The sequence below is a fragment of the Novosphingobium sp. BL-52-GroH genome (assembly GCF_044813085.1).
In the GTDB taxonomy this organism is placed as follows: domain Bacteria; phylum Pseudomonadota; class Alphaproteobacteria; order Sphingomonadales; family Sphingomonadaceae; genus Novosphingobium.
In genome coordinates, this window is record NZ_CP171152.1 from 2160717 (window position 1) to 2179581 (window position 18865).

General features: G+C 68.2%; 26 protein-coding genes. 12 read left to right on the plus strand and 14 right to left on the minus strand.

Annotated elements, in window-relative coordinates; genetic code table 11:
• Positions 1–11: 11 nt before the first annotated feature.
• Together ACFFDA_RS23075 and flgC are read right to left on the minus strand one after the other, a co-directional pair.
• On the minus strand, positions 12–437 hold the full coding sequence (locus ACFFDA_RS23075; protein ID WP_404479607.1) for a flagellar hook-basal body complex protein FliE: 426 nt from the start codon (positions 435–437) through the stop codon (positions 12–14).
• A 10-nt stretch (positions 438–447) separates the two neighbouring features.
• The gene (flgC, locus tag ACFFDA_RS23080; RefSeq protein ID WP_404479608.1) at positions 448–858 is read right to left on the minus strand and encodes a flagellar basal body rod protein FlgC; all 411 of its coding nucleotides are present in this window, start codon (positions 856–858) and stop codon (positions 448–450) included.
• A 136-nt stretch (positions 859–994) separates the two neighbouring features.
• On the opposite strand from flgC, the gene ACFFDA_RS23085 reads away from it, so the two are divergent.
• The 4 genes from ACFFDA_RS23085 (at position 995) to ACFFDA_RS23100 (ending at position 2761) form a co-directional block, all read left to right on the plus strand.
• Positions 995–1228, plus strand: coding sequence for a FliM/FliN family flagellar motor switch protein (locus tag ACFFDA_RS23085; RefSeq protein ID WP_404479609.1), 234 nt, complete (start codon positions 995–997; stop codon positions 1226–1228).
• Between the two features lie 3 nt (positions 1229–1231).
• Entirely contained in the window at positions 1232–1660 is a 429-nt protein-coding gene (locus ACFFDA_RS23090) for a FliO/MopB family protein (RefSeq protein ID WP_404479610.1), read from the plus strand.
• A gap of 131 nt (positions 1661–1791) precedes the next feature.
• On the plus strand, positions 1792–2475 hold the full coding sequence (gene fliP / locus ACFFDA_RS23095; protein ID WP_404482846.1) for a flagellar type III secretion system pore protein FliP: 684 nt from the start codon (positions 1792–1794) through the stop codon (positions 2473–2475).
• 79 nt (positions 2476–2554) lie between these two features.
• The gene (locus ACFFDA_RS23100) at positions 2555–2761 is read left to right on the plus strand and encodes a hypothetical protein (RefSeq protein WP_404479611.1); all 207 of its coding nucleotides are present in this window, start codon (positions 2555–2557) and stop codon (positions 2759–2761) included.
• Here ACFFDA_RS23100 and ACFFDA_RS23105 read toward each other — a convergent pair.
• The 3 genes from ACFFDA_RS23105 to motA are packed head-to-tail and all read right to left on the minus strand — an operon-like array spanning position 2758 to position 4972.
• Positions 2758–3198, minus strand: coding sequence for a hypothetical protein (locus tag ACFFDA_RS23105; RefSeq protein WP_404479612.1), 441 nt, complete (start codon positions 3196–3198; stop codon positions 2758–2760). The genes ACFFDA_RS23100 and ACFFDA_RS23105 overlap by 4 nt on opposite strands.
• A gap of 4 nt (positions 3199–3202) precedes the next feature.
• Positions 3203–4069 (minus strand): flagellar motor protein MotB, encoded by an 867-nt coding sequence (locus tag ACFFDA_RS23110; RefSeq protein WP_404479613.1) that lies wholly within the window; start codon positions 4067–4069, stop codon positions 3203–3205.
• An 18-nt stretch (positions 4070–4087) separates the two neighbouring features.
• Positions 4088–4972, minus strand: coding sequence for a flagellar motor stator protein MotA (motA, locus tag ACFFDA_RS23115; protein ID WP_404479614.1), 885 nt, complete (start codon positions 4970–4972; stop codon positions 4088–4090).
• Between the two features lie 197 nt (positions 4973–5169).
• Here motA and flaF point away from each other — a divergent pair, with 197 nt between their 5' ends.
• Entirely contained in the window at positions 5170–5547 is a 378-nt protein-coding gene (flaF, locus tag ACFFDA_RS23120) for a flagellar biosynthesis regulator FlaF (protein ID WP_404479615.1), read from the plus strand.
• 201 nt (positions 5548–5748) lie between these two features.
• On the opposite strand, the gene ACFFDA_RS23125 is transcribed toward flaF, so the two are convergent.
• From ACFFDA_RS23125 to ACFFDA_RS23145, 5 genes are all read right to left on the minus strand, one after another.
• Positions 5749–6618 carry a sigma-70 family RNA polymerase sigma factor gene (locus ACFFDA_RS23125; protein ID WP_404479616.1) on the minus strand — a complete coding sequence of 290 codons (870 nt, stop codon included), beginning with the start codon at positions 6616–6618 and terminating at the stop codon, positions 5749–5751.
• 225 nt (positions 6619–6843) lie between these two features.
• On the minus strand, positions 6844–7419 hold the full coding sequence (locus ACFFDA_RS23130) for a MotE family protein (protein ID WP_404479617.1): 576 nt from the start codon (positions 7417–7419) through the stop codon (positions 6844–6846).
• A 10-nt stretch (positions 7420–7429) separates the two neighbouring features.
• Positions 7430–7972 (minus strand): hypothetical protein, encoded by a 543-nt coding sequence (locus ACFFDA_RS23135; protein WP_404479618.1) that lies wholly within the window; start codon positions 7970–7972, stop codon positions 7430–7432.
• The gene (gene fliM / locus ACFFDA_RS23140; protein ID WP_404479619.1) at positions 7969–8964 is read right to left on the minus strand and encodes a flagellar motor switch protein FliM; all 996 of its coding nucleotides are present in this window, start codon (positions 8962–8964) and stop codon (positions 7969–7971) included. Before fliM ends, ACFFDA_RS23135 begins: the two co-directional genes overlap by 4 nt.
• The gene (locus tag ACFFDA_RS23145; RefSeq protein WP_404479620.1) at positions 8961–9497 is read right to left on the minus strand and encodes a flagellar basal body-associated FliL family protein; all 537 of its coding nucleotides are present in this window, start codon (positions 9495–9497) and stop codon (positions 8961–8963) included. Before ACFFDA_RS23145 ends, fliM begins: the two co-directional genes overlap by 4 nt.
• A 127-nt stretch (positions 9498–9624) precedes the next feature.
• On the opposite strand from ACFFDA_RS23145, the gene ACFFDA_RS23150 reads away from it, so the two are divergent.
• The 6 genes from ACFFDA_RS23150 to ACFFDA_RS23175 all read left to right on the plus strand — a co-directional run bounded on the left by ACFFDA_RS23150 (position 9625) and on the right by ACFFDA_RS23175 (position 14186).
• Positions 9625–10368 (plus strand): flagellar hook-basal body complex protein, encoded by a 744-nt coding sequence (locus ACFFDA_RS23150; protein WP_404479621.1) that lies wholly within the window; start codon positions 9625–9627, stop codon positions 10366–10368.
• Positions 10369–10448: 80 nt separating this feature from the next.
• On the plus strand, positions 10449–11234 hold the full coding sequence (gene flgG, locus ACFFDA_RS23155; RefSeq protein ID WP_404479622.1) for a flagellar basal-body rod protein FlgG: 786 nt from the start codon (positions 10449–10451) through the stop codon (positions 11232–11234).
• 5 nt (positions 11235–11239) lie between these two features.
• Positions 11240–11689, plus strand: coding sequence for a flagellar basal body P-ring formation chaperone FlgA (gene flgA / locus ACFFDA_RS23160; RefSeq protein ID WP_404479623.1), 450 nt, complete (start codon positions 11240–11242; stop codon positions 11687–11689).
• A gap of 16 nt (positions 11690–11705) precedes the next feature.
• Positions 11706–12482: a flagellar basal body L-ring protein FlgH gene (gene flgH / locus ACFFDA_RS23165; protein ID WP_404479624.1), complete on the plus strand. Its 777-nt coding sequence runs from the start codon at positions 11706–11708 to the stop codon at positions 12480–12482.
• Positions 12483–12671: 189 nt separating this feature from the next.
• On the plus strand, positions 12672–13541 hold the full coding sequence (locus tag ACFFDA_RS23170) for a flagellin (RefSeq protein WP_404479625.1): 870 nt from the start codon (positions 12672–12674) through the stop codon (positions 13539–13541).
• Positions 13542–13841: 300 nt separating this feature from the next.
• Entirely contained in the window at positions 13842–14186 is a 345-nt protein-coding gene (locus ACFFDA_RS23175) for a hypothetical protein (RefSeq protein WP_404479626.1), read from the plus strand.
• A 72-nt stretch (positions 14187–14258) separates the two neighbouring features.
• Here ACFFDA_RS23175 and ACFFDA_RS23180 read toward each other — a convergent pair whose 3' ends face one another.
• The 3 genes from ACFFDA_RS23180 to ACFFDA_RS23190 form a co-directional block, all read right to left on the minus strand.
• Positions 14259–14936: a flagellar hook assembly protein FlgD gene (locus ACFFDA_RS23180; RefSeq protein ID WP_404479627.1), complete on the minus strand. Its 678-nt coding sequence runs from the start codon at positions 14934–14936 to the stop codon at positions 14259–14261.
• Positions 14937–14948: 12 nt separating this feature from the next.
• Positions 14949–16103 carry a flagellar hook-length control protein FliK gene (locus ACFFDA_RS23185; protein WP_404479628.1) on the minus strand — a complete coding sequence of 385 codons (1155 nt, stop codon included), beginning with the start codon at positions 16101–16103 and terminating at the stop codon, positions 14949–14951.
• A gap of 133 nt (positions 16104–16236) precedes the next feature.
• A complete protein-coding gene (locus tag ACFFDA_RS23190) occupies positions 16237–17106 on the minus strand; it encodes an LOG family protein (protein WP_404479629.1) in 870 nt (289 codons plus the stop codon).
• 92 nt (positions 17107–17198) lie between these two features.
• Here ACFFDA_RS23190 and ACFFDA_RS23195 point away from each other — a divergent pair, with 92 nt between their 5' ends.
• Positions 17199–18275, plus strand: a complete 1077-nt coding sequence (locus ACFFDA_RS23195) for an LD-carboxypeptidase (protein WP_404479630.1) — start codon at positions 17199–17201, stop codon at positions 18273–18275.
• Between the two features lies 1 nt (position 18276).
• On the opposite strand, the gene ACFFDA_RS23200 is transcribed toward ACFFDA_RS23195, so the two are convergent.
• On the minus strand, positions 18277–18630 hold the full coding sequence (locus ACFFDA_RS23200; protein ID WP_404479631.1) for a hypothetical protein: 354 nt from the start codon (positions 18628–18630) through the stop codon (positions 18277–18279).
• Between the last annotated feature and the right edge of the window lie 235 nt (positions 18631–18865).

Consider the following 18865-nt stretch of genomic DNA (forward strand, 5'->3'; position numbering starts at 1 on the left):
CGACACCCGGCCTAGATCTGCATCCGCATGATTTCGGAATAGGCCGAGACCACCCGGTCGCGCACCGCGACCACGGTGTCGAGGGCGGTTTCGGCGGCGCCGATGGCGGTGGCGACGTCGATGAGATCGCCCTTGCCGCCGATCTGCTTCACGCTCTGGGTCTCGGCATTGCGCAGCGAGCCGGCGGTCTGCGAGACCATCGATTCGATCATGCCGCCGAAGCTGGTGCCATCGGTCGCGGCGGGCGCGAGCCCTCCGGCGAGGCCGCCCGAAATGCCGCTCGCAAGGCCCGGCCCGATGGGGCCGCCCGTCAGCCCGGCGCTGCCGCCGGCGGGTGCTCCGGCCCCGGCGATGCCTTGCGCGCCGCCCGCAAGCGGCGAGGTCCCCCGCATCGCCCGGCCATAGGCCGAAGCCGCGTCGAGTGCTCCGATCGACATCGCGGGGTCCTTACTTCAGCAGGTCGATGGTGCGCATGGTCATGCCGCGCGCGGATTCGATGGCGTTGAGGTTGGCCTCGTAGGAGCGCTGCGCCGCCTTCATGTCCGCCGCCTCGATCAGCGGATTGACGTTGGGCTGCTCGACGTAGCCCGCCGCATCCGCTGCCGGGTTGCCGGGCTGGTAGACGCGGCCAAAGGCGCTCTTGTCGGCCTCGATCGATTTCACCGCCACTTGCGTCGCGCCGCTGGCGCGGTCGACTTCGGCGGCGAACGTGGCGACGCGGCGGCGATAGGGATCGCCCTCGGGCGTGGTCGCCACCGAGTCCGAATTGGCAAGGTTTTCCGCGATCACCCGCATGCGCAGCGCCTGCGCCCTCAGGCCCGAGGCCGAGACGTCGATTGCATTGCCCAGTTCCGCCAAGAGAAACGCTCCTGCCCGCAAAAATGCCCGACCACCGTGCGGCGGGGCCCCTGCTCATCCTTATAGGCAATATTTTCCTAGTGGCGGATCGTTCCTATAATTAATTTCCTATAACTTGCCTTGAAAGGAGACGCGCGTGTCCGTCCTCGAAGGCATCCCCATCGACCTCTCGATCGTGCTCGGATCGACGAGCATTCCGATCCGCCAGGTCCTCAAGATGAGCCGCGGCGCGATGATTCCGCTCGACTGCGGGCAGGACGATCCCACGCGCGTCTACGTCAACGATCGCCTCGTCGCCGAGGGTCGCATCCTGGTCAACGGCGATGCCATGTCGCTGGAGATCACCCGGGTGGTCGAGCGGGAGCGCTGAGGGGTGGACGCATGGTCGCTCCTGCGCATGCTGGGTGCGCTCGGCATCGTTCTCGGTGGCCTTGCCGGCGCGCTATGGTGCGTGCGGCGCTATGACCTGACCCTGCCGCGCAAGTGGCTGGAACGGCTCGGCACGGCCGGGCCGGAACGGCGCCTGCAGGTGGTCGAGCGACTGGCCATCGACCAGCGCCGCTCGGTCGTCCTGTTGCGCCGCGACGATACCGAGTTCAGCGTGATGATCGGGCCGGAAGGCGTGGTCGTGCTCGACAGCAGCGTGGCTGTGCCGAAGCCGGCTGCGGCGTCGGCGGCGTCGGGGGCGTCGGGGGCGGCGGTGGTGGCGCCAGAGGGCGTATCCTTCGCGTCGAAGATCCCGGTGCTGCCAGAGGTATGGTTCGCACAGGACAACCAGCAGGATGCCGGGGGCTTCCACTGATGCCCGCGATGCTGCCGGTCGAGGCCGAGCTACCCCGTTTCCGCCAAGCCATATCCCGCCTGAACGGACCCGCGCTCAAGCTTGCCGCCCTGGCCGGCGCGGCACTGGCGCTCGCCCTGCCGGTCGCCGCGATGGCGCAGGAGGCGGCGGCATTGGCAGGTGCGGCCGGCGCCGGCGGCGGGATGACGAGCCGCGTCCTCCAGCTCGTCATGATCCTGACGGTGCTGAGCCTCGCGCCTGGCATCCTGATGACGATCACCTCGTTCACCCGCATCGTCGTGGCGCTCTCGCTGCTGCGCTCGGGGTTGGGCGTGCAGGGCGTGCCGCCCAACCCGATCGTCATCTCGCTGGCGCTGTTCCTCAGCTTCTTCGTGATGGCGCCGACGTTCGACGCGGCGTGGAAGCAGGGCATGGTGCCCTACAACGCCGGCCAGATCACCGAGGCGCAGGCGCTCGACCGGGCGAGCCGGCCATTCCACGCCTTCATGCTCAAGCAGGTGCGCGACGACGACGTGAAGCTGTTCGTGCGCCTTTCCGGCAAAGTCCCGCGCACTCGTGCGGAGCTGCCGATGACCACGCTGATGCCCGCGTTCATGATCTCCGAACTGCGCCGCGCCTTCGAGATCGGGTTCTTGCTGTTGCTGCCGTTCCTGGTGATCGACCTGGCCGTCGCCGCGGTGCTGATGGCGATGGGCATGATGATGCTGCCGCCGGCGACGATCTCGCTGCCGATGAAGATCATCTTCTTCGTGCTGGTGGACGGTTGGGCGCTGGTCGCCGGTTCGCTGGTGAAGAGTTTCGGCGGACCGGGCTGACCTGCGCAGCAAGTCCTCCCCGTTCCTTTGGAACAGGGAGGATTGCCTGGCCCTTCGATTGGGGTCACAGAGCAGAGCCATGACCGAAGACGACGAACCCTGGCCGGGCAGGCCGCAACGGCGCCTGCTGCGCCGTATCTACAACGGCCGCACCGTCCCTCTTGTCGTCGATGGCATAGCGTTCCTGACCTACAAGGAGGCGAGCAGATATCTCCAGTCGCTGGCGCCGCAGGCCCGCGAGACGGCATACCTCGCGATGCGGGACGCCGCGAAGCAGGACGGCTAGGACGGCGAGGCCCGCGTCACCGCGACCGAGCGCACCGCGCCCTTGCCGTAGACTTCCGCAGCGGCCTCCATCACCACCTTGCGAAAGGCGTCGAGGCCCGGCACGAGCCCGTCCGGCCCGCTGGCTAGCGGGGTGCGGTACGTGCGCAGGTTCACCGCGTTGAGAAGCAGGGGCAGCTTGGCGCCAACCTGTTCGCCCGATCCCTTGGGGACTTCGAGCTGGCACTCGAAAGTGACGTAGCCCGACAGCCGCCCGTCCGCGGAGACGAGGGGGGCGAGGACCTCGCCCACCGGCACGAACTCGGTCTCGACCGGGGCCGGCCGGGCATGGGCGCCGACGAGTTGCGGCAGGAAGTGCGCGGCGCCCCAGGCGCCCGCCCCGCCGATGCCGAGGCCCGCCAGGACCGCCGCCAATCCGATCGCGATACGCTTTATCATGTCGTCAGAACTTGAAGCTGGCGTCGTGGGGCAGGGCGCCGGCCTGCGCCATGACGACGATGGTGATGCGCCGGTTTTCCGGGCGGTCGGGCTGGTCGGGGTAGACCGGCTCGGTGCCCGCCTTGGCCACGATTTCGGAGAAGTGGTCCGCCGGCAGCCCCGCCGCGACCATTGCCGAGCGTGCCGCGAGGGCGCGCTGGGCCGATAGGGTCCAGTTCGCCTCGCTGTCGCCGCCGCTGCCGTCGGTGTGGCCCTCGATGGCGATCCGGGCGTCGACCCCGGCCAGCTTGTGCGCGGCGCGCGCCAGCATGGCCTTGGCGAAGTCGTTGAGCTGCGCGGTGCTGCCCTTGAACATCGAGCGTTGCGGGCTGTCGACGAGGTGGATGCGCATGCCCTCGCGGCTGGGCCGCACGTCGATGTTCTTCCTGCCGCCGTCCGAATCCAGCGGCGGCTCCAGTTCCACGCGCATTTCCTGGGCCATGACCCTGAGAGCGGCCTCGGGCACGTTCGCCGTGCCGCCGCGCGCCACGCCCTCGGTCCCCGCCTCGGCGGCGGGCTGGCCGTGGGCCTCGCTGTCGGCCGACTGGTTGTTGCGCCCGTGCCCGCCCGTTCCCGGCTGGGCGCCGGGCTGGTCGGTCAGGGTGGTCGAGGGGTTCGACTTCTGGGTCTCGGGCGTGAAGTATTCGGCCAGCCCCTTGAGCTGCACGTCGTCCGGGTTGGCCAGCAGCCACAGCAGCATGAAGAAGGCCATCATCGCGGTCACGAAGTCTGCATAGGCGACCTTCCAGGCGCCGCCGTGATGTGCCGCGTGGCCTTTCTTGCGGACCTTGCGGATGACGATCGGGCGCTGGTCGCTGTTCTTGGTGGCCATGGCTAGACCGCTTTCCGATCAGGCCGGAGCGGCATTGAGCTGTTCCTTCACCACCTCCAGCGCCGCTTCCATCTGCTGGAAGCTGGGCGCGTAGGGCGAGGGCGTCATGCGACGCGCCAGTTCGATGGCGACTTCGGTGGGCTGTTCCTGCGCATGGCCGACGATGGCGGTCTTGACGATCAGGAAGGGCTTGAAGTCGGCGTCGATGATCTGCTGCAGCTTCTGCGCGATCGGCCCGACGAGGCAGTAGGCCAGCAGCACGCCCAGGAACGTGCCGACCAGCGCGCCGCCGATCATCGCGCCCAGCACTTCGGTCGGCTGGTCGATCGAGCCCATCGTCTTGATGACGCCCAGCACGGCGGCGACGATGCCGATGGCGGGGAGGCCGTCGGCCATCATCTGGATCGCGTGCTGGGGGGCCAGTTCCTCTTCGTGGTGGCGCTCCATGTCGCCCTCCATCGCCTCGGCAAGCTGGTGCGGGTCCTCGAAGTTGACGGTCATCATGCGCAAATAGTCGCAGATGAACTCGATCAGCTCGTGGTCCTTGAGCAGGCCCGGATAGCGCGAGAAGATCGGGCTTTCGGCCGGCGCGTCGAGGTGCGGCTCGATGGCGTTGGCGCCGCCTTTGCGGAACGTCGCCAGCAGCGTGTAGAGCAGCGCCAGGAGGTCGCGGAAGTCGGCCTCCTTCCAGCGGCTGCCCTTGAACACGCGCAGCACGCCGGACCAGGCCTTCTTCAGCGTCGTTACCGAATTGCCGAGCACGAAGGCGCCCAGCGCCGCGCCCGCGATCGCCAGCATCTCGTGCGGGAGGGCATGGAAGATGACCGCCATGTTGCCGCCCGACATCAGGAAGCTGCCGAAGACGCACAGCAGGATGACGACGAGGCCGACGATGTTCAGCATGCAAAGGGGGTCCGCAAAATGGTGGGCACGCGGGAAGCCGGTGCTTCGGTCTCTTCGAGACAGACCTCCTCGTTATAGGACGTTCCGGGCCCGTGCGGTGCCGGCGACGACATTTTTCGCCGCGCCGTCCGGCCCGCGACCGCTTCCCTCGCTTTCATCCTATATGGTGGTGGCGTCCTCCAGATGCCGGAGCCCCGATGTCCGTCAATGCCTATGTTCGCGCCCAGAAGGTCGCCGCCACGCCCCGAAGTACCGAGTACCAGCTGATGAGCGAGATCACCGGCGAGATGATCGCCGCGCGCGATGCCGGCCTGTCGGGCATCAAGCTCGCCCCGGCCCTGCACCGCAACCGGCAGGCCTGGACGATCTTCCGCAACTTGTGCCAGTCCCCAGAAAACGGCTTGCCTGCCGAACTGCGCGCGGGCATCGTCTCGCTCGGGCTGTGGGTGGACAAGTATACCTCGCTGGTCATCACCGGGCGCGATACGATCGACGAGCTGATCGCCGTTAACCGCGCGGTGATCGACGGGCTGGCGAACGAGAACGGCCCCGCTGCGGGCGTGGCCCCGGCCTGATCGTTGCGGGGGCCTCGAACTTCCCCGATGCCGGAAACGCGGCAGGACTTGCGAGCGACGCCTGGTCGCTCGTCGCAATCTGCGGCCTGTCCACGATCCCCTTCGTTGCGAGCGAAGCGAAGCAACCCGGCGGCCGTGCGGAACGCGCCGGATTGCCTCGCTTCGCCCGCAACGACGCAAAAGGGGGCGGCAGCCCAGCGTTCAGTGGGCCAGCATCGCCTCGCGATACTCGGCCATGAGCGCGAAGCGGGGGTCGATCACGGCAAGATCGCCCATGGCCTTGGCGGCACGCTTGGCGACCTGGCGGACCCGTTCGCGCACCTGGCCGGTGTCGTCCTCGCCCAAGTCCAGGGGGGCGATCTCGAACAGGCGGCCTTCCACGACCTGCCGGTTGTGTTCGAGCCGCTCCTCCAGCTCCGCCACTTGCGCCGGGTCGAGCGGCGTTCGACCGGGACGCCGCGCGGGCGGCGCTTCGGCCATCCGCTCGGAGCGGGTCGGCTTGCGCGGCTGGGCACGGCGACGGATGCGTTCGAGGCCGGAATGGCGCAAGTGCTCGACGTAGCTCTCGGTCAGCGCGTTCATCGCCGAGCGGGCGAGATATTCGGATGCCCCCGCCTCGGTGCGGTCGAGGGCGTCCTCGTCGGCGATCGCCGCCAGGATCGAGAGGCCTTCGCCATCCTCGCCGCCGGTGATCGCGTCGAGCGAAACGGTGGTCGCCTCGACCTTGCGGGCGGACGGGCGTTGGTCGGTCATGACGCGGAAGCGCAGGCTCTGCAGCTCGCCGCGGATCTGCCAGTTCACGAACGTGGTGAACTGCGCCTTTTCGGGCTCGTAGCTCTGGATCGCCCGGTGGACGGCGATGGCGCAGCACTGCTCGGCGTCGTCCCAGTGCCCGGCGAGACCGTATTGCCGGATGAAATGACGGATGCGCGGCGCGATCAGCTTGAGGATACGCGCGAATGCCTGGTCGACGCAGGCGCGCTGCCGCCGCGACTGGACCTCGCCTTCCGGCGGCGTGTTGGCCCGGACCGTCGCGACTGCGGACTCCAGGGCGGCAGTGATCTTGGACATGGCGGACCCCCGTGGCCCATGGCACCCCTTGCGCCGCGACCACTGGGACGGAATCTATTCCTATAATTACGGAACCAACAATCCTATAACGTAGTTATCCACCAGCGTGCGATAGCGCGTGGCCCATGTTGGCCCGTGTCGACGTGACATTCATGATCCCGAATCGGGACACGAAGGTCCTGCGATGTGATCAAATGGGCCCCGCGATGTGCCGAAGCGGAGCGATCAGGGGCGCGCCCGGGCGGCTCCGCCTGCCGGATTTCGGATCACCTTGCGGCCGGCAAGCGCCATCGACAGCTCCACCGCCGCGCCGGGCGACATGTTGGCCATGATCTGCGCCGTCGCGCGCTCGCGCATGCGGGTGGCGACCTCCTTCTGTACTTCGATGTCGAGCTTCTCGAAGATCGGCCCGGCGCGGTTGGGTTTCATCGTCTGGTAGATGCGAGCGAGGTTGTCGTAGGGCACTTGCGCACCCGCCGCGCCCGGTGTGCCGGACGCGGTGGCGCCGGAGGGCGTGGCGGCGGCATCGGCCTGCTGTTGCTTCATCTGGCCCGCCAGACGCGCCTCGCCCGCGCGTACGGCCTGTTCGCGCATCTCCAGCTTGCGGCGATCGGCGGCGGCAGTGCGGTCGCGCCGGGCGGTCGCATCCTGGAGCGAGGCGCCGAGGCGGCTCGTCTCGCCAGTTCCGGTTCCGGCGATCTGGGGCGCGGCCGCCAGGGCGATGGCGTTGGCGATGGCCGCCGTCGCCGCCACGCCCAGCAGCAGCCGCGTCGGGCGCGTCAGGGCCTTGAGAACGCTCATGCCGGGACGCTCACGCCACCGCACTGCCACGCGAGGTATCGCGGGGCACATGGGCCGACAGGATATCGAACACCCGGCTGCTCAGTTCCGTCGTCCGGGCGGACGCGAGGGCAGGGGCAGGGGCGAGGGTAGGGGCTGGGGCAGGCGCGAGATCCTCGCCTGCCCGCTCCGCCTGGGCTTCGAGCCCGGCCCTTGTCGCGCGCGTTCTGGCCGCCACTTCCGCGGCTTGTGCCTGGCTCGCCGCTTCGGAGATGCGCTCGGCTACCGAATTGCCGATATCGACCATCATCGCCAGCTCGTCGCGCATCGCTTCGGCCGCGGCGGCCCCTTCCGACCGCGCCGTCACGTCGTTGGCCAGGACGAACCGCAGGTCGTCCAGCACGAGGCGGGCCTGCTGGGTCGCGCGGTCGAGCCTGAACACCGCCTCGCCCAGGTTGTTGTCGCGAAGGGCCCGGATGCGCCGGTCCAGTCGCACGCTCTGCACCAGCACGCCCAGGCACAGCACCACGAGGGCGAGGTTGATCGCGGAGGCCACAGAAAACCCAATGTTCATTTCGGATATCCCTTGGACATGTCGGTAGCCATGCGGATGGCGATGTTGCTGGAGCGCTGGCCGATGTGCGCGCGACCGAGCGGCACGCCGCCACACTGAATCTGCAGCGCGTCTTCCGGAGTGTGGCTGAGCGCGATGGTCTGCCCGACCTTGAGGTCGCGTACGTCGCGCAGGGACATCATCTTCTCGCCCAGCACGACGTCCACCGTCACTTCGGTATTGTAGAGTTCGCTGGCCATGTGCGCGGCCCAAATGTGGTCGCGGCCCAGCTTCTCACCCATGAAGCGCTGCAGCAGCTTGTCGCGCACCGGCTCGATCGTGGCATAGGGCAGCAGGATCGAGAAAGCCCCGCCGCGCCCTTCCATGTTGACGTGGTAGGTGGCGACGGCGGCGGCATTGCTCGGCTCGGCGATGGCGGCGAAGCGCGGGCTCGTTTCCATGCGCTCGAGCCCCATCGTGATGGCGGCGATTTCCTCGAAGGCGATGGCCAGGTCGTCGAGCGCCATCTGCACCACGCGGCTGACCAGGTTCATCTCGATGGTGGTGAACGTGCGGCCCTCGGGCGGCAGCGTGCGCGCGCCGCCGCGCCCGCCGAGCAGCGCATCGACGGTGGCGTAGATCAGCCCGGCGTCGACCGAGACCACGCCGTAGCTCTCCCAGGGCTTGACCTGGAACACGCCGAAAAGCGCGGGCAGTGGCATGTTGTCCATGAAATCGCCGAAACGCACCGAGGTGATCGCGTCGAGGTTCACGTCGATCGCGTCCGACGTCAGATTGCGCATCGAGGTGGCGAACGTGCGCACCATGCGCTCGCACACCACCTCGAGCATCGGCAGCCGCTCGTGGTTGATGACGTTGGATTCGAGCACGGCCTTGAGTCCCCGGCGCGGCACCGGCTCGCCGTCCACCGCGGCGAGGCGGATGGTCTCGGGCCTGAGAGGCTCCGGATTCAGGGGCTCCGGATTCAGGGGATCGTCGCGCTCACCGCTCATTGCTGGATCAGGTCCTGGATCAGCACGTCGCGCACCATGCCCTTGCCCAGCGCCTCGGTGGAGCGGCGCATCATCTCCTCCTTGATGCGGAAGACGGCGGCCGCGCCATCGAGATCGTCGGGCCGCAGTTCGCGCACGAAAGGCTGCAGCGCGTCGAGGACCACCGGCAGGCGTGCCTTGACCGCGTCGACCTTGCCGTCGGCCGCGACGATGACGAAGCGCAGCTTGACGAACTTCGCCTGGGCGCCGCCGCCGCGCAAGTTCACCATCATCGGCGGAACTTCGATATAGGAGGCGGACGGGTCGGCGGCTTCGCCCTCGGCGCCGCCTTCGGCGGCCGGATCTTCCGCCTCGGCCCGCTTCTCCTCGGCGTGGTCGGGTTTCCCGGACTGCGTGTACCAGTACACCCCGCCGGCGCCCGCGAGCATCCCGACCACAACGACGGCGATCGCGATCAGGCGGCCTTTCCCGCCCGTTTTCTGCGCACCGGCCTCATCGACCGGCACGCCATCGCTCACTTCGTCGCTGGACACGCAAGGACCCCCCTTAAAATGCACCCGTGCATCCGCGCGTGCGATTTCATTCCTATATATAGGATTGTTATCCGGCCCGAGCCCCTTCGCGCCGGATTATACCGAACTTTTTCGTGAAGGTGCCGCCATGGACGTCTCCTCCTTCGTGCTGCTGAGCCACGAGCAGGCCCTGCGCCGCCAGCTCGACGTAGCGGCGAACAACATGGCGAACGTCTCCACCACCGGCTACAAGCGCGAGCAGGCGCTGTTCCACGAATATGTCGAGAACGCACAGGACGCCCCGGTTCAGGACGCGCGCAAGACCTCCTTCGTGCTCGACTACGGCGCCGTGCACGACATCGCGCAAGGCGCCTTCCAGGCCACCGGCAACCCGCTCGACGTGATGATCGAAGGACCGGGCTACCTCAACGTGCAGATGGCAGACGGCTCGGTCGGCTATACCCGCGCCGGCTTCGTCAAGGTGCTGGAGAGCGGGGAACTGGCGACTTCGGGCGGCCAGCCCCTGCTCGACGAGAACGGCCGGCCGATCACCGTCCCCACCGACCCGCTGGCGAGCGTGACGATCACCCCCGACGGCTCGGTCATGGCGGGCGAGGAGACGGTGGGCCGTCTTGCCGTCACCAGCTTCGCCGACGAGAACATGCTGGAGGCGCGGGGCGATGGCATGCTGACGGGCACCGGCGGCCAGCTCATGACGGCGGCGCAGACCAGGCTACGGAGCGGCGGCGTCGAGGCGTCGAACGTCGAGCCGATCTCCGAGACCACCCACATGGTCGAGATCCTGCGCTCCTACCAGACCAGCCAGCGCCTTTCGTCCGACCTTGCCGACATGCGCCGCCGCGCCATCGACCGCCTGAGCAAGCTGGGATGAGCACGATGCCGCCACTTGGTGGTTGCCTGCCCCTCTAAACCCCTCCGCGCCAGCACGCCCACTTTCATGAAGGAGCCATCATGCGTTCGCTCTCCATCGCCTCGACCGGGATGCTTGCTCAGCAGACCAACGTCGACGTCATCTCGAACAACATCGCCAACATGAACACCACCGGCTTCAAGCGCCAGCGCGCGGAGTTCCAGGACCTCCTCTACCAGCAGGTCTCGCGCCCCGGCGCGGCGACCAGCGCGGACGGCACCAAGGTGCCCTCGGGCATCCAGATCGGCGCGGGCGTGAAGACCGGTGGCGTCTATCGCATCACCGAGCAGGGCGCGCTGACCAGCACCGGCAATGCCTACGACCTGGCCATCGACGGCCCCGGCTACTTCCAGGTCGCGCTGCCCACCGGCGACATCGCCTATACCCGCGCCGGCTCGTTCCAGCTTTCCGACCAGGGGGAACTGGTGACGACCGACGGCTACCGTGTGCAGCCCGACATCACGATCCCGCAGGGCGCGCTCAGCGTCACCGTGTCGAAGACCGGTGAAGTGCAGGTGAAGCTGGCGGGCCAGGCGGAAATGCAGACCGTCGGCCAGCTCGAACTCGCGACCTTCATCAACGAGGCGGGGCTGGAGGCGATCGGCTCCAGCCTGTTCATCGAGACCGGCGCTTCGGGGCAGCCCAGCGTCTCGACCCCCGGCGAGCCCGCGTTCGGCACCCTGAGCCAGGGCTTCATCGAGGCTTCGAACGTGAACCCGGTATCCGAGATCACCTCGCTGATAACCGCACAGCGCGCCTACGAGATGAACAGCCGCGTGCTCAAGACCGCCGACGAGATGCTCCAGACCTCGACCCAGACCGTCTGAACGCGATGATCGCCTTCCTCGCCCCCCTGCTGCTCGCGGCCGCACCCGCGGCGGCACCGGCAACCGGGCCCGCCACCGAGGCCGCGCCCGTGCTTACCCGCACGGTGGAGCGGGGCGAGGTGCTCTCGAAGGCCGATTTCGAGACCGCGCGCATCCTGCCCGCCATCGCCCGCAACGCGCTCAGCCCGGCCGAGGCGGCGGGGCGCGAGGCCACCCGCCGGCTCAACGCAGGCGCTCCGGTGCGCGCCGGGGACCTGGCGGCGGCGCGCGTCGTGCGGCGGGGGGAGACGGTCACGATCTCGCTCGTCTCGGGCGCGCTGAAGATTACCTCGGCGGGCCGTGCGCTCGCCGATGCCGGCAAGGGAGAGCCGGTCCGCGTGCTCGCCCTTGCCACCAATCGCACGCTCGAAGGGGTCGCCACGGCCCCCGGCGAAGTGCGCCTCGCAGCGCAGTGAAGGACTCCCCCGCGCCATGAAGCTTCGTTCCGCCTCCCTCCTGTGCCTCCTTGCCTCGGCCTCGCTGCTGGCGGGCTGCGGCTCGGTCGGCCGTCTCAAGAACGTGGGCAAGGCGCCGAAGCTGTCCGAGGCGGGCGAGCCGGTGGCGCCGCGCCTGGAACCCTCGCTCGGCAACCATTCCGTTGCCGGCCGCGCGCCCGACGGCGGCGATCCCAAGACCGAGGACGCGGCGCGCGGGGCCTCGCTGTTCCGTACCGGCGGCGGTGCCTTCTTCCGAGACCAGCGCGCCTCGCGGGTGGGCGACATCGTCACCATCCGCATCAACATCGCCGACAACGCGCGGGTCGACAATACCACTACCCGCACCCGCAACGGCAGCGAGGCGGGCGGCATCGCGGCGCTGCTCGGGCTGGAGAGCCAGATCGCCAAGGTCCTCCCGGGCAACCCCGATCCCGCCAACCTCGCCAGCACCAGTTCCAAATCGAGCGCGGTGGGCGCGGGCAACACCTCGCGGTCGGAACAGATCAACATGACCGTCGCCGCCACGGTGACGGGCGTGCTGCCCAACGGCAACCTGGCGATCCGCGGCAAGCAGGAAGTGCGCGTCAACTTCGAGCTGCGCGAACTGGTAGTCTCGGGCGTGATCCGCCCCGAAGACATCGCCCGCGACAACTCGATCCGCCACAGCCAGATTGCCGAAGCGCGCATCAGCTACGGCGGTCGCGGTCAGCTCACCGACGCCCAGCAGGCGCGCTGGGGCCAGCAGATCTACGACGCGCTGTTCCCGTTCTGAACGAGGACGACGGCAAGGCGACGTGGGTGAATACTCGCTTCTCCAAGGCAAATTTTATGGGAACCGACCGCCGCGCCCTAAGCCCTCCTAGAATAATCCTGCACCCGTCTATTTCGGGACTGCACGGACGGCAGCGTTTCCTGCCGTCAGGCCGCAGAATCGGCCTGTGACCTAGAAGGGAAACTTGAAATGGCGTTTTCGGTAAACACCAATGCTGGTGCCATGGCCGCTCTCCAGAGCCTCAATGCCACCAACCGTTCGATGGAAACCACCCAGAGCCGTATCACCACGGGTCTGAACGTGGCGTCCACGAAGGACGACTCGGCGAAGTACACCTCGGCCCAGACGCTTCGCGGCGACCTCGGCAAGTTGAACGCTGTCACCAGCTCGCTCAACAACGCCAAGAGCGTCACGGACGTCGCCGTTGCCGGTGCCGAACAGATCTCCGACCTCGTCAACCAGATGAAGTCGAAGACCCTCGAGGCATCGGACGCCGGTCTGGACGTCGAAAGCCGCACCGCAATCTCGAAGGATCTGGTCTCGCTCAAGAAGCAGATCAACACGATCATCGATGGTTCGGATTTCAACGGCACCAACCTGTTGAAGGATGGCGGGACCACCGACGGCGAAGTGAGCGCCCTGCAGTCGATCTCGGGCGATGACACGCTCACGATCGCCAACCAGGGCTTTACCTCGCTGGCGACCACGGCGTTCGGGGCTTCGGGAACCGACACGGCTATCGAAGCGCTCGCGGGAACCGATTCCGCGACTGCCGCGACGGCCGCTTCGGACCTTTCCGACGACCTCGACACGTTCTTCGACGCGGTGAAGACCAGCCTCAGCGATCTTGGCGCGGGTTCGCGCCAGATCGAAGGGCAGCTGACCTTCAACAGCAACCTGACCGACGTGGTGACGAGCGGCATCGGCAATCTCGTCGACGCCGACCTCGCCAAGGAGTCCGCGAACCTTCAGGCCCTCCAGGTCCAGCAGCAGCTGGGCGTGCAGGCCCTGTCGATCGCCAACCAGGCACCGCAGACGCTTCTCTCGCTCTTCCAGTAAGCGGAAAGATCGAGAGGCCCTTCCGGCTTGCCGGACGGGAATTTCGGAAAGGCCGGGACGATCCGTCGTCCCGGCCTTTCTTTTTTTCGCCAGTCGCCGGACGCGGCGGATGCGACGGGTGCGGTTGTTATCAACGCATTGTTTAGCGCCTCGTCTTTTCTAAGCGCAGGCCTCGTATAGAGAAAAGAGTGTCGTCCGATTGATGAATGGGCAGTTCACCATAGGCGATACGGGGGCGATCACCTCTCGGGTCCGGGGGCATGGACTGTACGATGCGGTCTGAAGTACTTTGAGAGCACGATGGCGAAAGATTCACGTTGGGGTCTGGACAGCGGCAATGTCCGGCCTTCGGGGGTGCAGCAGGAATACTGGTTTTCGCTCAAGCTGCGGGTCGATTCCGCAGCCCAGCTCTGGCAGGCGGCGGCATTGCGCTGCCTCAGCCAGGCGGAGCTGAGCCAGGACGAGGTCGAAGACCTCATCGGCCCGCTCGAAGATCCTTCGATCGCCGATTGCCTGATGGTGCTGGCCTTGCCCGAGCGGCTGCCTGGCTGCAGCAGGCTGGATACCGCGCTGCATCCGGTCGATACCCGGGCGCCCGCCGCGCGCGCGGCGCGCGAACCCAGCGACATGATCGATCTCGGATAGTCCGCAAGCGGTCTTCCGGTTCGCTCGGCCCGTCGGCATCGCAAGTCGGGCCCGCGATGCCGGCAAGCTTCGTCAGTCTTCCGGAGCCGCGAGCGCGACGAGGCCGGAAGCCGACAGGCGGATGCCGTTCACGCCCAGCAGGATGCTGCTGCCGTCGGTCACGACGTCGTCCACCACCCCGATCGAGTTGATGGTGGTGTCCAGGCTCGCCCCGGTCGCATCCTTCGCCACGATCGAGAGGGTATAGGCGCCCGCCGGGGCCTTGGTCCCGTCCGACTGGGTGCCGTCCCACTGGTAGGACCCCTGCGCATCGGGCTCGAGATCGACGGTCGCGACGGTGCCGCCCAGCGCGTCCTTGACGGTGGCGGTGATGGTCCCGGGCGTACCGTCGACATAGTAGGTCCAGCGTGCGGGGGTGTCGACGGCGAGGCCCGCCACGGGCGAATCGAAGCGGGCCTCGCGGCCGATGTAGCTCGATGCTTGCGCCATCTGCTGCGACAGCATCTGGCTGAGAATATCCCCGAGCGCGCCGGTCTGCTGGATCGACTGCTCCACCTGCGAATACTGCACGAGCTGCGCGGTATATTCCGAGGTGTCCATCGGATCGAGCGGGTCCTGGTTCGTCATCTGCGTGGTCAGCAGCTTGAGGAACAGGTTGTAGTCCGTCAGCAGCCCGGAAGTGGAGGCTGCCGCGGTGCCGGTGGTGGTCGTGGTGCTCCTGGTCGAGGCGGTGTCGGTAACCGTCGTCATGTTCGCGCTGCCTTATGCCATGAGGTCGACATGGCCGCTGCTCCTGAGCGGCCTGTGGATGGGATCGTCGCTGCCGTTGCCGGCGAAATCGAGGTTCGTACCGGGCGCCTGCCCGCGCTGACCCTGCCGTGCCTGGCTCCCTGCGCCGCCGCTGCCGCCGCCGTCGAAGCGGAGGGACTGCGCGTCCGCCCGCACGCCCGCGTCAGTGAGCGCGCGGCCGAGATCGGCGCTTTCGCGGCGCAGCAGGTCGAGCGCGGCGGGGCTGTCGGCGGAGACAACCGCGCGCAGCATGCCGTCGTGCTCGAACGACAGGCGCACGTCGACCCGGCCCATGTGGCGCGGGTCGAGGCGGATCAGCAGGTCGCCTTTCGCGCCGTCTGCGCCATTGTCGAGGGCGCGGGCGATGGTGACGCCGATGTCGGCACCGAAGCGGCCCTCGCGCACCGATACGGTGTTGTCCCCGGCTTGCGCGGCATAGGGCGATGCCGCGCCCGTGGCGACCGGGCGGCTCGTCGCCGCCTCCAGGGTCTGGGTGAACAGCGGGGCGGAGAGGCGCGCTTCGGGGACGGATTGCGCCGGTGCGGCATCGCTGCCGGCGGCGAAGTCCGCAGGCGCTGCCGCAAGGGGGCGCCCGTGGGTCGCCGGCTCGCTCGCGGCTTGGGCGGGGTTTTCGGGCGAGGCGCCGGCGGGGGGCGGCTGCACGATGGGCGAGGCGGGCGGCGGCGGTGTGGTTGCGGTCTGCAGTGCCGGTGGTGGGGCGGCGGAGGCGGCCTTGCGCTTCGCAGGCGCGGGCCTGCCGCTTTCCTCGGCGGAAACGGCGTCCTTGGACACGGGCGCGGTCGGGGCGTTCCCTTGCGGCAGGGGGACTTGCGAAGGGACTTGCGCCAACGGGGGCAGGGGGACGGCGTCGTCGGGCTGGGCGGCGTCGGTTGCCGGGGCGGCTGGGCTCGGCGCCGGCGCTTCGGACGCGCCCGGGTCCGCAACGGTCGCATCCTTCACGTCGGGCACACTATCGGACTTGGGGGCGGGCGAGGCATCCGCCTCGACCCTGCCGAGCGCGGCGGAGAAGGAGCCTTCGCCACGGGTGGCGGCGCGAGGACGCGGCGATGCGGCCTCGCCCGCGGGCACGGGCGTCTTCGCCAGGGAGGGCATCGCAGGAACGGCCATTGCTCCTATCATAGAGCGATCGGGCGTCATGCGGTCGCTTGCGCCAGATTGTTGGAATCTGCCGCCCGTTCCTCACGGTAGCGAAGTAATGGCAAGGTGGCAGCCCGAAGGGCTGCCGGTGGGCTACCTCAGCTCACGTCCAGGTCGTAGACCGGCTGACGTGCTCCCAGCCTTCTTCGGCCGTCTCGCACCAGCGGAACAGGTCGAGATCGGCCGGGTTGATGGTGCCTTCCTCGGCCAGCGCCTCGAAGTCGATCACGCGTTCCCAGAACTCGCGGCCGTAGAGCAGGATGGGGATCGGCTTCATCTTGCCGGTCTGGATCAGCGTCAGCAGTTCGAAGAACTCGTCGAACGTGCCGAAGCCGCCGGGGAACACCGCCACCGCGCGGGCGCGCAGCAGGAAGTGCATCTTGCGCAACGCGAAGTAGTGGAACTGGAACGAGAGGCGCGGCGTGACGTAGCGGTTGGGGGCCTGTTCGTGCGGCAGGACGATGTTGAGTCCCAGCGATTCCGCGCCCACTTCGGCCGCGCCGCGATTGGCCGCTTCCATGATCGAGGGACCGCCGCCCGAGCACACCACGAACTGGCGCATGCCCTTCTCGACGACCGCGGCCTGGCTGGCGAGGCGGGCGAGCTTGCGGGCCTCGTCGTAGTACTTGGCCTTGTCGGCAAGGCGGCCGGCGACTTTCTTCTGGTAGTCGGTGGCGGCGGCCTGGATCAGCGCGTCCGCCTTGTCTGGCGAGGGGATGCGCGCGGAGCCGTACATGACCAGAGTGGAGCCGATGTTGGCTTCCTCCAGCAGCATCTCCGGCTTGAGCAGCTCGAGCTGGAAGCGCACCGGGCGCAGTTCGTCCCGCAGGAGGAAGTCGGTGTCGCGGAAGGCGAGCTGGTATGCGGGGTGCCCGGTCTGGATCGTGTCGGCCTGCTGTTCGGCGAAACCCGCCTCCTGTTCGGCCTTGTAGAAACGGCGCTGGGTGAGATCTTTGTCTTCTTCTTCGGTCATTGGAACTCCATGGCCCGGCGCGCTTGCGGCGTCGAGCAGAGATAAACGCGCATCCGGTTGCACGGATGCGAACAGGCTATAGGCTCACGGCGATGATGATCGGGAAACTCACGACCGCGGCCCTGACGCGCAGGAGCGCGCTGTTGCAGATGGGCGGCGGGCTCTGCGCGGTGTCGAGCCTGGCGGCTCTCGCTCGCGCGGCGCCGGCGCCGGTTCCCGCGAATATGGTGCGGCCTGGGCGCCTGCGCAACGGCGATGTGCTCGGGCTGGTGGCGCCGGCGGGCTTCATCGCCGACCGTTTCGGCCTCGACGAGATCGCCGCGACGGTGCGTGCGATGGGCCTGGAGCCGCGCTTCGCGCCCCATCTCACGACGCGCGAGGGCTATCTTGCCGGCTCCGACGAAGTGCGCGCGAAAGACCTCATGGCGATGTTCGCCGACGACGGCGTGCGCGGCCTGATGGCGGTGCGCGGCGGCTGGGGCTCGGCGCGGCTGCTGCCCTACCTCGACTTCGCGACGATCGCGCGCAAGCCCAAGCTCTTCGCCGGATTTAGCGACAACACGGCGCTTTGCCTGGCGCTGGCGCGCGCGGGGGTGGTTTCGATCCACGGGCCGAACGCCGCCGCCTCGTGGCCACCGGCGGCGTGGGACTCGTTCCGGCAGGTGGCGTTCGAAGGAGCGATGCCGACGTACTCGGTCGCCGCCTATGCCGGTCCGAACCTGGGCGGACGAGTTTCGCCGGTGAAGACTTTCCATGGCGGCAAGGCGCGCGGGCGACTGCTGGGCGGCAACCTCGCGGTGCTCACGGCACTGGTGGGAACCCCCTGGCTGCCGGACTTCGCGGGCGCGATCCTGTTCCTGGAGGAAACCAACGAGTCCGAATACCGGATCGACCGGATGCTGACCCAGCTCGCGCTGGCGGGGGTCCTCGGCAGGGTGGCGGGCGTGGTCTTCGGGCAGTGCACGCATTGCGAGAATCCGGACGGCGGCTACGCCAACTTCACCGTCTACGAAGTGCTCGACCAGCGGCTGGCCGCGCTTGGCGTGCCGGCGTTCCAGGGGGCGATGATCGGGCACGTCGCGGGCCAGGTCAGCCTGCCGGTGGGCGCGCTGGCCGAGATCGACGCGGATGCCGGGACGATCCGGCTGCTCGAACCGGCGGTGACGTGAATCAGGCGGCGGCCGAGGCCAGCTTGCCGCCGCTGAGGCCATAGCGCGCGACCAGGTCGACGAAGAGATCGTCATCCAGCGGCTCGATGAATTCGAGGCCGGCGCAATGGGCGTTCGCCCAGGCGACGAAGGCGAGAGAGGGACGGCATCCCGGCAGCGACAGCGCGATGACCTCGTCGGGCTCGAGCGCCCCCACGCCCTCGACCCTTGCCCCCCAGGGGGTGAGGTCCTTGAGCAGCACCATGCTGCTGGCGATACCGCGGCGGAAGCGGGCCATCATCTCGACCTGTTCGCGCGGATGGACGCGTTCGGCCGATGGCGAGCCCGGGGGCCGGGGGTGCGAAGGCTCTATCATGCCACGAATCCTTCGACGCGAATTAACCTGTTTCGTTGAGCACGCTTCATACCCGGCAAATCCTTGCCGGTCCTCTCCCAAAGCCGCTGCGTAGTTCACCTGATTCGCGGCCTGCACCCGTAGTTTTTGCGGTTACAGAACAAGGTAAATATGCAAAGGATTGCAGAATCAACCGTCGCGAGGGGGTGACGCGGCCGGCCATTCCCCTCGAAAATGGCGGAAATCCGCTAGATGC

Coding starts and splice junctions, on each gene's coding strand:
- ACFFDA_RS23075 (WP_404479607.1), bottom strand. CDS start 437: ATGTCGATCGGAGCACTCGACGCGGCTTCGGCCTATGGCCGGGCGATG.
- fliP (WP_404482846.1), top strand. CDS start 1,792: ATGGCGCAGGAGGCGGCGGCATTGGCAGGTGCGGCCGGCGCCGGCGGC.
- ACFFDA_RS23100 (WP_404479611.1), top strand. CDS start 2,555: ATGACCGAAGACGACGAACCCTGGCCGGGCAGGCCGCAACGGCGCCTG.
- ACFFDA_RS23105 (WP_404479612.1), bottom strand. CDS start 3,198: ATGATAAAGCGTATCGCGATCGGATTGGCGGCGGTCCTGGCGGGCCTC.
- ACFFDA_RS23110 (WP_404479613.1), bottom strand. CDS start 4,069: ATGGCCACCAAGAACAGCGACCAGCGCCCGATCGTCATCCGCAAGGTC.
- motA (WP_404479614.1), bottom strand. CDS start 4,972: ATGCTGAACATCGTCGGCCTCGTCGTCATCCTGCTGTGCGTCTTCGGC.
- flaF (WP_404479615.1), top strand. CDS start 5,170: ATGTCCGTCAATGCCTATGTTCGCGCCCAGAAGGTCGCCGCCACGCCC.
- ACFFDA_RS23125 (WP_404479616.1), bottom strand. CDS start 6,618: ATGTCCAAGATCACTGCCGCCCTGGAGTCCGCAGTCGCGACGGTCCGG.
- ACFFDA_RS23130 (WP_404479617.1), bottom strand. CDS start 7,419: ATGAGCGTTCTCAAGGCCCTGACGCGCCCGACGCGGCTGCTGCTGGGC.
- ACFFDA_RS23135 (WP_404479618.1), bottom strand. CDS start 7,972: ATGAACATTGGGTTTTCTGTGGCCTCCGCGATCAACCTCGCCCTCGTG.
- fliM (WP_404479619.1), bottom strand. CDS start 8,964: ATGAGCGGTGAGCGCGACGATCCCCTGAATCCGGAGCCCCTGAATCCG.
- ACFFDA_RS23150 (WP_404479621.1), top strand. CDS start 9,625: ATGGACGTCTCCTCCTTCGTGCTGCTGAGCCACGAGCAGGCCCTGCGC.
- flgG (WP_404479622.1), top strand. CDS start 10,449: ATGCGTTCGCTCTCCATCGCCTCGACCGGGATGCTTGCTCAGCAGACC.
- flgA (WP_404479623.1), top strand. CDS start 11,240: ATGATCGCCTTCCTCGCCCCCCTGCTGCTCGCGGCCGCACCCGCGGCG.
- flgH (WP_404479624.1), top strand. CDS start 11,706: ATGAAGCTTCGTTCCGCCTCCCTCCTGTGCCTCCTTGCCTCGGCCTCG.
- ACFFDA_RS23170 (WP_404479625.1), top strand. CDS start 12,672: ATGGCGTTTTCGGTAAACACCAATGCTGGTGCCATGGCCGCTCTCCAG.
- ACFFDA_RS23175 (WP_404479626.1), top strand. CDS start 13,842: ATGGCGAAAGATTCACGTTGGGGTCTGGACAGCGGCAATGTCCGGCCT.
- ACFFDA_RS23180 (WP_404479627.1), bottom strand. CDS start 14,936: ATGACGACGGTTACCGACACCGCCTCGACCAGGAGCACCACGACCACC.
- ACFFDA_RS23185 (WP_404479628.1), bottom strand. CDS start 16,103: ATGGCCGTTCCTGCGATGCCCTCCCTGGCGAAGACGCCCGTGCCCGCG.
- ACFFDA_RS23190 (WP_404479629.1), bottom strand. CDS start 17,106: ATGACCGAAGAAGAAGACAAAGATCTCACCCAGCGCCGTTTCTACAAG.
- ACFFDA_RS23195 (WP_404479630.1), top strand. CDS start 17,199: ATGATGATCGGGAAACTCACGACCGCGGCCCTGACGCGCAGGAGCGCG.
- ACFFDA_RS23200 (WP_404479631.1), bottom strand. CDS start 18,630: ATGATAGAGCCTTCGCACCCCCGGCCCCCGGGCTCGCCATCGGCCGAA.